The 10,665-nt window shown below is 46.3% G+C and carries 9 protein-coding genes; 6 read left to right on the top strand and 3 right to left on the bottom strand.

All coding sequences use genetic code 11. The annotated features are described in order from the left end of the window. The first annotated feature begins 64 nt into the window (after nt 1–64). On the top strand, nt 65–1,225 hold the full coding sequence (locus IQ224_RS17750; RefSeq protein ID WP_002740716.1) for a 2,3-diketo-5-methylthiopentyl-1-phosphate enolase: 1,161 nt from the start codon (nt 65–67) through the stop codon (nt 1,223–1,225). A 55-nt stretch (nt 1,226–1,280) separates the two neighbouring features. On the opposite strand, the gene serS is transcribed toward IQ224_RS17750, so the two are convergent. After that, nucleotides 1,281–2,564, bottom strand: coding sequence for a serine--tRNA ligase (serS, locus tag IQ224_RS17745; RefSeq protein WP_002740710.1), 1,284 nt, complete (start codon nt 2,562–2,564; stop codon nt 1,281–1,283). Between the two features lie 195 nt (nt 2,565–2,759). On the opposite strand from serS, the gene IQ224_RS17740 reads away from it, so the two are divergent. After that, nucleotides 2,760–3,362, top strand: coding sequence for a M23 family metallopeptidase (locus IQ224_RS17740; protein WP_002740708.1), 603 nt, complete (start codon nt 2,760–2,762; stop codon nt 3,360–3,362). Between the two features lie 346 nt (nt 3,363–3,708). Next, the gene (locus tag IQ224_RS17735; protein WP_002740706.1) at nt 3,709–4,671 is read left to right on the top strand and encodes a glycosyltransferase family 9 protein; all 963 of its coding nucleotides are present in this window, start codon (nt 3,709–3,711) and stop codon (nt 4,669–4,671) included. Nucleotides 4,672–4,733: 62 nt separating this feature from the next. Here the strand turns inward: IQ224_RS17735 and IQ224_RS17730 are convergent, their stop codons facing one another. Beyond that, nucleotides 4,734–5,243, bottom strand: a complete 510-nt coding sequence (locus IQ224_RS17730; RefSeq protein ID WP_002737400.1) for a DUF177 domain-containing protein — start codon at nt 5,241–5,243, stop codon at nt 4,734–4,736. A gap of 297 nt (nt 5,244–5,540) precedes the next feature. Between IQ224_RS17730 and IQ224_RS17725 the strand changes: the two genes are divergently transcribed. Further along, nucleotides 5,541–6,494 (top strand): tetratricopeptide repeat protein, encoded by a 954-nt coding sequence (locus IQ224_RS17725; protein ID WP_036399349.1) that lies wholly within the window; start codon nt 5,541–5,543, stop codon nt 6,492–6,494. 14 nt (nt 6,495–6,508) lie between these two features. On the opposite strand, the gene IQ224_RS17720 is transcribed toward IQ224_RS17725, so the two are convergent. Next, a complete protein-coding gene (locus IQ224_RS17720; RefSeq protein WP_194033289.1) occupies nt 6,509–9,436 on the bottom strand; it encodes a DEAD/DEAH box helicase in 2,928 nt (975 codons plus the stop codon). A 345-nt stretch (nt 9,437–9,781) separates the two neighbouring features. Here IQ224_RS17720 and IQ224_RS24690 point away from each other — a divergent pair, with 345 nt between their 5' ends. Together IQ224_RS24690 and IQ224_RS17710 are read left to right on the top strand one after the other, a co-directional pair. Further along, nucleotides 9,782–9,862 (top strand): hypothetical protein, encoded by an 81-nt coding sequence (locus IQ224_RS24690; protein WP_223210873.1) that lies wholly within the window; start codon nt 9,782–9,784, stop codon nt 9,860–9,862. Continuing rightward, nucleotides 9,859–10,641: a transporter substrate-binding domain-containing protein gene (locus IQ224_RS17710; protein WP_002736718.1), complete on the top strand. Its 783-nt coding sequence runs from the start codon at nt 9,859–9,861 to the stop codon at nt 10,639–10,641. The genes IQ224_RS24690 and IQ224_RS17710 overlap by 4 nt, the downstream gene beginning before the upstream one ends. Nucleotides 10,642–10,665 lie beyond the last annotated feature (24 nt).

Raw genomic sequence — 10,665 nt, 5'->3', positions numbered from 1 at the left:
CACCTCCCCAATTCATAATTCATAATTTATAACTTATAATTCCCACTCCCTTTTTTTACCTTTTATGACTATAATTGTCGATTATCGCTTTCCTCCCGCTATTAATGCCGAAAAACAGGCAAAAACGATCGCTATCGGTCAAACCGCCGGCACTTGGAGCGAGCGCCACAGTCATCGTCAAAAGCAGCTGCAACAACACCTAGCGGAAGTGGTGGGGATCAGGGAGGAAGCAGACGGTTATAAGGTGGCTAGGGTGCGTTTTCCCCAGATAAACGTTGAAAATGACATCGCCAGTCTTTTAACCATGATTTTCGGCAAATATTCCATGGCTGGAGCAGGAAAAGTGGTGGGGGTGTACCTACCCGAAAGCTACGGCACAAAAGCCAAGTTAGGAATCACAGGAATTAGGCAACGTTTGGGGGTTTATGATCGACCTCTAGTTATGGCAATTTTTAAACCCGCTTTAGGACTATCGGCCCAAGATCACGCCGATATCCTGCGAGAAGTGGCTTTTGCTGGCTTAGACGTGATTAAAGATGATGAAATCATGGCGGATCTTCCCGTAGCTCCCACCCACGAGCGCCTAGATTGTTGTCGTCGGGTTTTGGAGGAAGTGCGGCAGCAAACCGGTAGAAATGTTCTCTATGCGGTTAATGTCACCGGAAAAGCGGACGAATTGCAGAGAAAAGCCCGTTTATTGGTGAAACATGGCGCTAATGCCCTGTTATTAAACGTTCTTACCTACGGTTTTTCCGTTTTAGAAGCTTTAGCCAGTGATCCGGCGATCGATGTTCCCATTTTCGCCCATCCTGCCTTTGCTGGAGCGATGTGTGCCGGTAGCGATACGGGATTAGCCTATTCTGTGGTTTTGGGGACGATGATGGCCCACGCAGGAGCCGATGCGGTGCTATATCCCGCCGCTTACGGTAGTTTACCCTTCGATCCCCAGGAGGAGGGCAAAATTCGCGATATTTTGCGTGATAGAAACGTTTTTCCGGTTCCATCGGCCGGTATTCGTCCCGGTATTGTTCCCCAGGTCCTTGGGGATTACGGACGTAATGTTATCCTCAATGCGGGAACCGGAATTATGGATCACCCATCGGGACCAGCCAGTGGTGTGAGGGCTTTTTTTGAAGCTTTAGCCAGAATAGAAGCGGGTGAGTCTTTTGATCCCGCCAATTTGCCCGAAGGAGCCTTAAAACAGGCAATTCTAGAGTGGGGTTAAGCTAGATTCTTTCAAATGCACTATAGACACATTTTGTCAAGCATTTTTAGAAAATTTAACAAATAACTTGCCGTTTTAGATAGGGTTGCAGCACTTCCGGCACTTTTACTGTCCCGTCCGCCTGTTGATAATTTTCTAGGACAGCGGCCATAGTACGACCGATCGCTAATCCCGAACCGTTGAGGGTGTGGACAAAATTAGTGCCTTTTTGCCCTTTTTCTTTAAAGCGAATATTTGCCCGTCGTGCTTGGAAGTCTCTAAAATTAGAACAACTGGAAATTTCCCGATAGGTATTAGCCGAAGGTAGCCACACTTCTAAGTCATAACATTTAGCAGCCGAAAAACCCAAGTCACCGGTACACAATTCAATCACCCGATAGGGCAACTGTAAAGCTTGCAGGATTGCCTCTGCATTAGCGACTAAACTTTCATGTTCCTGAGCAGAAGCGTCAGGATGGACGATTTTGACCATTTCCACCTTATTAAATTGATGCAAACGGATCAAGCCCCTCGTATCCTTGCCATAGCTGCCCGCTTCTCGACGAAAACAAGGAGTATAGGCACAGTGTTTGATCGGTAATTGCTCCGATGAGAGGATTTCATCGCGATAAAGGTTAGTTACAGGTACTTCTGCCGTTGGTGCTAACCAAAGCTCATCATCTCGACATTTAAAGCTTTCTTCCGCGAATTTCGGCAGTTGTCCCGTCCCGCGCAGGGAGTCACTATTAATTAAAATTGGCGGTAAAACTTCTGTATAACCGGCGACAATATGGCGATCGAGCATAAAATTAATTAAAGCTCTTTCTAGGGCTGCCCCGAGCGCGATAAGATTAACAAAACGACTCTGGGCGATCTTTACTGCCCGTTCAAAGTCTAAAATGCCCAATTTTTCCCCAATTTCCCAGTGAGGCAAAATATTCGGGTTGGTGGGTTTATATTCCTCTCCCCAGCGTCTGACTTCGACATTTTCCCGTTCATCCTTACCGATGGGAGTGGTTTCACTGGGTAAATTGGGTAAATCTAAGATTTTTTGGTCAATTGCCGCTTTAATCTCTTTTTCCTGCGGTTCTAATTGAGCTAGTTTACTTTTAATCTCGTTTCCTTCTGTTTTCATTGCCAAGATTTCGGGACTGTTGACATCGCTGCCACTTTTAACTTTTTGTCCCACCAGTTTACCGATTTCGTTACCCCGGGCCTGTAAACTGCTGCGTTCTAACTCTAAAGCCTTCTGTTGTTGATTTAACTGGAGAATAGGGGCAATATCATAACTCCCTCCCCGACTATCTAAGCGTTTCTGTACTTCCTCTGGATTTTCTCTAATTTGCTTTAGGTCTAACATGGTACGAGTCAGTAAAAAGTAAAAATTAAGTGGGGGAGTCGGAGAATCGGCATCCCGAGGGGAAATGTTGTCAATCCCTAACCAATGCTCAATAATAACTCAAAACTTAACTAAAATATCGGTTAAAAGCCGCCGGTAAAATTAGCAACAGCAGAAACTAGGGTATATTTAATTGTGGTGTTTGGAGTAAGTCTCATGCTGAAGTATCTGCCTGTTAAATTCCTGCGTTTTTTAGCGATTAGCTGTCTTGTCACGTTAATTTCTCTAGGATTTGACCGTTTACACCCCGTTAAAGCTAATCCCACTCTCATAGCTCAAAATGCTTGGGCCGGGGCCTCCTTCCCCGTGGAAAACTTTCAAACCTATACCTCCGGTTTCGGTTATCGTTCCTCTCCCATGGATGGTAGTCAACAATTTCATGCCGGGTTAGATATGGCCGCACCCTTAGGCAGTTATATTCGCAATTGGTGGACCGGCAGAATCGTCGAATTATCCGATAATACAGGCTGTGGCACCATGATTAAGATGCAATCGGGTCAATGGACACATATTTATTGTCATCTCATGGGTTCGGTTCAATCCGATAGCCGTGGTACTTTTTTGATTGATAGGTCAGGGGGAATCGTCCTTACTCTCGGTCAGGATATACCGGCAGGGGCCCGCATGGCTAGAGTGGGAATGACAGGACGCACCACCGGACCACACCTGCACTGGGGACTGATGTACGGCAATCAATACGTTGACCCCGCTTTGGTTTTAAATGCTATGTACGGTTCTAATCCTTCCGGTAATAGTTAAGACTTGCTGAATAAATCTAAAAACTTTGTTGGATAAGGCTTTTAGACTTTTTTTCCCTCAAAAAGTGCCTACCATTGGAGGGATCGGGGGGAAAATTCCGGGACTTTTTCTCTGAAAATTAGGTAACTGACTACCTCAAAATCGGTAAAACCCTACACCCTACACCCTACACCCCACACCCTGTCCCCACGAAAAACTTTTTGCCGCAAACCCTAGTTAAGAAGAAGGGGGAATTAGAGAATCTGCGATCGCATTCTGTGGAGAAAAAACATCGCTGCCCGGATTTAGTGAATAACGAGGGACACTGCTAAAATTAAGCTGATCGATTCAGGTATATCTAGATAAAATGCGAATATTAACCCTTGTACCGGGAGGAATTAGCAATCAACTGCTGTTTTTTCCCACTCTAGAAACCCTCCAGCAAACTTACCCGCAAAGCAGCATTGATGTTTTGGTCGAACCTAGAGCAAAGGCTGCCCATCGTCTCTGTCCCCAGGTTAGGGAAGTGCTTTTATTTGACTATCGAGATCAGTACGGATTAGCGGATTATTTAAATATTTTGGGAGTAATTCGAGACCGGGAGTACGAAATCGCCATTAGTCTCACCAATCGTCCTGCTATCAACCTTTTACTCTGGTTAAATGGTGTTCTTAACCGTATAGGCTATGAAAATAATGGCAGCTGGTTCTTATCGCAACAAGTACCCCGGCCAACGGAAGGCTATCTAGCGGATAATTATCACGCACTGGTCAAAGGGTTAAAGATTGCCGCACCCTGTCCACCTTTAAAACTAACCTTGAATCGGGATGATATCGATTGGGCCCAAATGGAGCAGCAACGCCTCAATATCAAGGATAGCGGCTATATTCTCCTCTACGCCGGCGGCAGCGATCTCAGCATCAGCCAAGGACTGGAAACGGTTTATCCCCTAGAGAGTTGGCTAGAAATTATCCAAGGCATTCGCCATCAACAACCGGAGTTGCCAATTGTCGCGATCCAGGGAGAACTGGATGAAGCTTGGGTTTTAGCACTCAAAGCCATGGATAATAACTTAAAAGTGTCCAGAACGGCCGATATCGGTAAAATGGCCGCTATGATCGCTGGGGCCAATTTATTGTTAGCTACCGAAAGTGTCCCTTTACAGTTAGCCGTGGCCGTGGGAACCTATAGCCTCTCTCTGCTGGTTCCTTCGTTGTCTAAGAGAGTTTTACCGAGCGGGGGAGAGCTGCATCGATATATTGAGGCTAATACGGGAAAAGTCGCCGATATTACCCCCGAAACTGTCTTGAAAAAGATTTGGGGCCGGTAAAAAATCGGGTTTCGATCGCTTTTCTCTGGGATCGAAACCCCAAAAAAAATCAGCATCAAAGCTCAATTTTGCGATTGAGATAACTGACTTTTCAAGGATTCTAGGGAGGCCCAACGACCATCGATGGCAGTCTTTTCTGGAAGGAGAAAATCGGGGGGTTGACAATTAGCTCCGCAGAGTTGACGGGGAGGTAAAGTTAGACATAACTGCTCGTATAACCACATTTGCGGGTCAAAATCCCCGTTAGGATCGAGGGTTTCCGAGAGGTCTTCGTAGGCTATTTCTCGCTCTAGAGGATAGGAGCTATCGTAGTCTTTATTTTTGTCTAGCCAGATTAATTCGGAAGTGTTTAATTGCAGACGATGATTATATTGTTGTAAACAGCGATCGCAGGTTAAGGTGACGATGGTTTCTGCTTTCACCGATACTTCCAAAAAATTCCCCCCATGTCTAACCAGCAAGGTCCCCCGCACCGGTGTCAAGGTTTCTAGACCGGGGATAAAATTATCGATGATGATCACTCTTTGTCGATCAGGAGATTTGAGGAGGTGGGGGATAAAAATAGTTTCCATAGATAACTCCTGTATCATTTATCGGTTATCGGGTGTCAACTGCGTTAGCGAGTAACGCTACCATAATTGCTCGGTGACAATCTTTCTTTTCTTAGTTTATCGCAGCCCCGACCTCTAGAGACATAGACCGGTTCTAGACTGTAGGGTGTGGGGTGTATTTTCAGTGAACAGTGAACAGTAAACAGTAATCAGTGAACTGAAAACTCACATCTGATAACTGATAACTGATAACTGATAACTGTATTTGACAGGCTGTCTGTTGATCGATCGAGAAAGTTTCCTCAGAATTGGGAGTATATGCACAAAGATACTCCTATGTCAACGGTTTTGAAAAATTTTCTTCCTCGCCTCGGTGGATTGGTTATGGTTGCACTGCTCTGCTCGCTTGTGCTGGGGGGATGGCCTCGGCCGGGAAAAGCGGCTCAATCAGTACATTTCTCCTACTGGTTGCGATCGGGAATTGAACAACTAGAGGCGGGTAATTATCAGCAAGCTTTGCAGGATTTCAATCAGTCCCTCGAACAGGAAAATAACTTAGCCCTAGCCTACAGTAATCGCTGTTTAACTGAGATTTATTTACAGGATTATCTGCACGCGTGGCAAGACTGCACCCGCTCTTTACAACAGCAATCCGATAATTATCTAGCCTATTTCCATCGGGGTTTAGCTTTTTATCGCTTGGGAGATTATTCACAGGCGCTGACCGATTATAACCAGACTATCCGGTTAAAACCCACCTATTATCAAGCCTACTATAATCGGGGTTTAGTTCAGTCGGCTATGAAAAATTATCCCCTTGCCCTAGCGGATTTTAATCAATCCTTGCGTCAAATTACTAACCAGCAACCCGACACTTTAGCCACTATTTATAATGATCGAGGTTTATCTCATTTAGCCCTCCACAATTTTACCTCAGCCAAAGCGGATTTTAATCAAGCTCTCCGGTTAAATAAAAATAACGCCTCAGCCTACTATAATCTAGCTTGTACCGCTCACCAATTAGGTGAATACAACCGCTCGATCGCCCATTTAAATCGAGCGATTGCCATTGATCCTTTTTATGCCGATGCTTATATTAGAAGGGGATTACTGCGGCATCAATTGGGTTATTATCAATCAGCTTTAGCGGATTTAAATCAAGGAGCAAATCACCTTTATCATCAGGGATTGCACCACAATTATCAGCAAATCCTCGCCCTAATCGAGCAGATTCACCAACAGTTACTTTCCCTGCCATCTCCCATTGTTTAGAATAGCGATCAATATTACAAAGGAAAACGCTTCATGGCTGTGACGGCAAGACGGGCATTATCTTTAAGGACTTGAGAAACCCGGGGAATTTGGGGAATTTGCCAGAGAACATCGACGGTGCGCCGTAATAATCGCACTAGATCTCCCTCATCGAGACTGGTATTTTCGCACAATTCTGGCCAGGATGTCCCCTGGGCCCAACGGGAGGCAATCCCCATCAGTTGGGTTTCTAACCAGACAGGAATAGTGATATCGTAGCGAGATTGAGCTTGATAGAGTAAACGGCGAACTTCTCGCAAACCGGGGGAATTTCCCTCTCCTTGTCGCAAAATATCGATAACTTCTGGCACAGGCGGGTAATTGCACCAAGTATCGGGGCGAGGGGGTTCCGTAATCATAGCGCTGATGGCGGCGGCTAGTTGGCTAGGAGTCAATCTGTCCAAATCTCCGGACATCATCGCTAATCCTAACCAGAGTTCATTTTCCCCGCGAATAGTGGCCGCCGCTTCTCCGAGGGGAGTGGGCAAATAACCCTCTAACGCTTGGAATTCTCGCAAAATCTCGATTAGATTCAGAAATTCTTCCCAGTAGTAGGATTTACGCGATTGTTGTTTTTGGTATTTAATCTGGGTCTTGTGTAACTTATCGCGAGCAATTTCTCGATCGTAGTATAATTTCATCAATCGCCCTGGATTTTTGCGTTTTTGCAGGGGATGAGCGGCAATTTGACTATTGACAATTTCAATTTTTTGTGATTGTGTTGCCAGTTCCGCCACTGGTGGGATGCCCTGCACTTGTTGGGGGATTAAATCGGCGATCGCCTGAGTATTTTCCTCACCCTTGCGCCAACCCCCTAGGGAAACAGCTTCCAGGGAAGGGGGTATCAGTTCGCCTAATGCCGCAGGAGTGATAAAACCTCGATCTATCTCGCTAATATCGGCATAGGCGGCTAAATACCAGCGATTATCACTGCCTAAACAAACAAGAGTTCGCACTTGACCGGCTCCGTGCAGGGTATTGACAAAGATAGCGGGGACGGGGACGGGAACCTTAATATGTTTGCCCTTGAGATGGAGGATAGTTCCGACGGGAATATTCGGCAATTTTAGATGTATTTCCTGTCTTTTCTGTGCCTCTGCCTGACTAGCGAGGATTTTATACAGTCTTTCTTCTTCCCGCAGTCTTTCCCGTAGCTTTTCGTAACTAAAGACCTGCTCCCGCTCGATCCCAGCTAATTCCATATCCAACTTAGCCAATTCGGTGGTTAAGGCGGTAATCTGTTGTCGTTCGGGGCTTAACTTCAAACGAGCGAGATATTCGGCGAAACTGCGCTCTAAGAGGTCTTTGGTCTCCTCTAGACTGTGTTTTTGCAGGAGATTTAAGACCATGCCGTAACTGGGCGCAAAACAGCTTTGCAGGGGTTCTGGTTGAGCGATGGCCAGAAAAGCCGCTTCTTTTGCCCCTTCAAAGGGCGTTTGTACTGTCACCACATGGCCCACCGCGTCCATTCCCCGGCGACCGGCCCGGCCGGCAATCTGGACAAATTCCGAGGGAGTCAGCATACTGTGGCCATCATCGGTGCGTTTGGAGAGGGCCGAGATGACGGTGGTACGAGCGGGCATATTAATCCCGGCCGAGAGGGTAGCGGTGGCAAAAACCACTTTAATTAAACCAGCTTCAAAGAGTTGTTCGACTAATTCTTTCCAGAGGGGTAAAATCCCGGCATGGTGAACACCACAGCCCCGGGTGAGGGGTTCCACTTGGTCGGCCCGCACCAATTGGGAAGCACTGGCCAGGAATTCAAACAGTTGGTTTTTCGTCTCGGAATCGGCGGTTAAGAGGCTGAGGAGTTGATCTTCAGACTGGGGGTTATTAGCGAAAAAAGCCAGTAATTTCTGGTGTAAAGGCGGATTTTCGACGGCAAAGAAGGAAAGGGCGAGTTCTTGCAGATTGGGATTATCTTCCAGAAAGAAAATGAGTAAACGGTAGTAAATGGCTCTAGCTTCTTCTGGATTAACGAGATTGAGGTTTTTTAGCTCTCTAATTGCCTGATCGCAACCTTTGCGGCTGAAAATGACGTAAATGGCTGGGAGCATATCCTTGTCCCGCAGCGTGGTGACAATCGAGGCGATGGTGGGACAATCTTCTCGTTTTAAGCGTCGGGGTTTGCCGTGGCCGACTTTTGAGTGTAGTTTCGGGTTAACTTTGCTCTGTTTTGGGTCGAGCAGCGGGAATAATCCCTCTTTATTGGCGAAATAAAAGCGCAGGGGGACGGGGCGAAAATCGGAGTTAATTAGCTCGCAGCTGGAGGTCTGTTTATTGTCGCTGGGTTGACGCAGTTGCCGCACCCAGTTAATCCAGTCGGTGAGTTCCCCGGGGTTGCCGATGGTGGCGGAGAGGGCGACTAATTGGATACTAGGGGGACAGTAGATAATTGATTCTTCCCAAACGGTGCCGCGACCTCGATCGCTGATATAGTGACATTCATCGAGAACTAGGGTTTCCACGTTTTCTAGGGAAGTGCCTACCTCACCGATTGGGGTTTGATAGAGCATATTGCGAAAAATTTCTGTAGTCATGACTACAATTAACGCAGAGGGATTGATCACCACATCGCCGGTAATCAATCCCACTTCCGCAAACAGCAGCGGGGAATCCTCATCGCCATCGGTGGGGGTACGACCGAATTTTTCTTGAAAATCCCGGAATTTTTGGTTAGAAAGAGCTTTCAGGGGAGTGGTGTAGAAAACCCGTTTGCCCCTTTCTAGGGCGCGATAGATAGCGTATTCTCCGATTAAGGTTTTGCCGGAACCGGTGGGAGCACAGACAACCACTGATTTACCGGCAGCGAGAGCAGCGATCGCCGAGTGCTGGAAGTCGTCGAGTTTAAAGGGAAAAATGGTTTTCAGATCCAAAGAAGTAAGGTTGAGGGACTCTTTCACGTCAAGTCTAAGAGGAGAAATTTTTTAAATTGCGGCTATTCTGGCTGGCTTTTTTTATTCTAGTCGAAAAAAGCAGACTTCTAGAAACTAGAGGCGGATTGACCTTTACAATGGTTATAATGAATGACTTTTTTTCTATCACCACTAGCTCGCCATGGCATTAAAGCACCTGCCCAGATTGGGTAACAAATCATTGCCCCTGTTGGTTATATCAGTTATTTTAGGCTATTTGGGCAATTATTTTTACCTGCATTTATTTTTGAGACTAGATTTTCTTTTTGGCAGTAGTTTTGCTTTGATCTCGGTTTCGCAACATTTAGCCCTAAAGATAATAATCTAGAGGCGGTGATCGAGCGGGCTGATCATGCCATGTTCGCCGCTAAAAATCAAGGTAGAAATCGAGTTAGTTTAGGTAAAACAGTATGAAAAATTTGTTATTTATTCTTGGTTTTTTGCTCTTAGGTGTAGCCCCAAGTTTTAGTGCCGATCTCGATACAATTATACGCCGGGGAAAATTAATTGTCGCTGTCAAAAATAATCTCCCTCCCCTCGCTTTCCTTGATTCTCAGGGGAATCTGCAAGGATTGGAAATCGACATCGCTAAACGTCTAGCGTCAGAAATTCTCGGTTCTGACAGTGCTATTATTCTCAAACCCGTTAGTAATCAAGAACGTTTACAGGTGGTTATTGATGATCGGGTGGATTTGGCGATCGCTCGTGTGGCGATTACTCCTGCACGTCAGCGCTTAGTGGATTTTAGCCCCTTTTATTACCTCGATAGCAGCGGTTTTGTGACGAAAAACCCACAATTGCAGCGTTTAGAAGACTTAGCTAACTCTAGAATCGCCGTACTCAACGGATCGACGACAATCGCCCTTGTGCGTTCCAATTTGCCTAACGCTATCCTGCGCGGGGTTGCTTCCTATCAAGAAGCTTTAAATTTACTGGAAACCGGGGAAATAGACGCTTTTGCGGCTGATAATAGCCTTTTAACTGGTTGGGTGCAGCAATTCCCCAATTATCGTCAATTACCGATCGAGTTGGGTGCGATCGCTCTAGGAGTCGTTCTCCCTAAAGGTTTACAGTACCAAAGTCTCCGAGAACGCGTCAATCAAGCGATCGAGCGGCTAGAATCCACCGGTTGGTTAGCAGAACGGCTGAACTATTGGGGTTTACCCCTGAGAATTCGGGAAATGGGGAGATAGGGTGATGGGGTGTGGGGTGCGGGG

It is taken from the genome of Microcystis sp. LEGE 00066, assembly GCF_015207925.1.
Lineage (GTDB): Bacteria > Cyanobacteriota > Cyanobacteriia > Cyanobacteriales > Microcystaceae > Microcystis > Microcystis ichthyoblabe_A.
The sequence above is the reverse complement of the archived record's forward strand: the minus strand, read 5'-3'. Positions and strand labels throughout refer to the sequence as shown.

Excerpts from the sequence above, each read along its gene's own strand:
- IQ224_RS17750 (WP_002740716.1), top strand. The coding sequence starts at position 65 with ATGACTATAATTGTCGATTATCGCTTTCCTCCCGCTATTAATGCCGAA.
- serS (WP_002740710.1), bottom strand. The coding sequence starts at position 2,564 with ATGTTAGACCTAAAGCAAATTAGAGAAAATCCAGAGGAAGTACAGAAA.
- IQ224_RS17740 (WP_002740708.1), top strand. The coding sequence starts at position 2,760 with ATGCTGAAGTATCTGCCTGTTAAATTCCTGCGTTTTTTAGCGATTAGC.
- IQ224_RS17735 (WP_002740706.1), top strand. The coding sequence starts at position 3,709 with ATGCGAATATTAACCCTTGTACCGGGAGGAATTAGCAATCAACTGCTG.
- IQ224_RS17730 (WP_002737400.1), bottom strand. The coding sequence starts at position 5,243 with ATGGAAACTATTTTTATCCCCCACCTCCTCAAATCTCCTGATCGACAA.
- IQ224_RS17725 (WP_036399349.1), top strand. The coding sequence starts at position 5,541 with ATGCACAAAGATACTCCTATGTCAACGGTTTTGAAAAATTTTCTTCCT.
- IQ224_RS17710 (WP_002736718.1), top strand. The coding sequence starts at position 9,859 with ATGAAAAATTTGTTATTTATTCTTGGTTTTTTGCTCTTAGGTGTAGCC.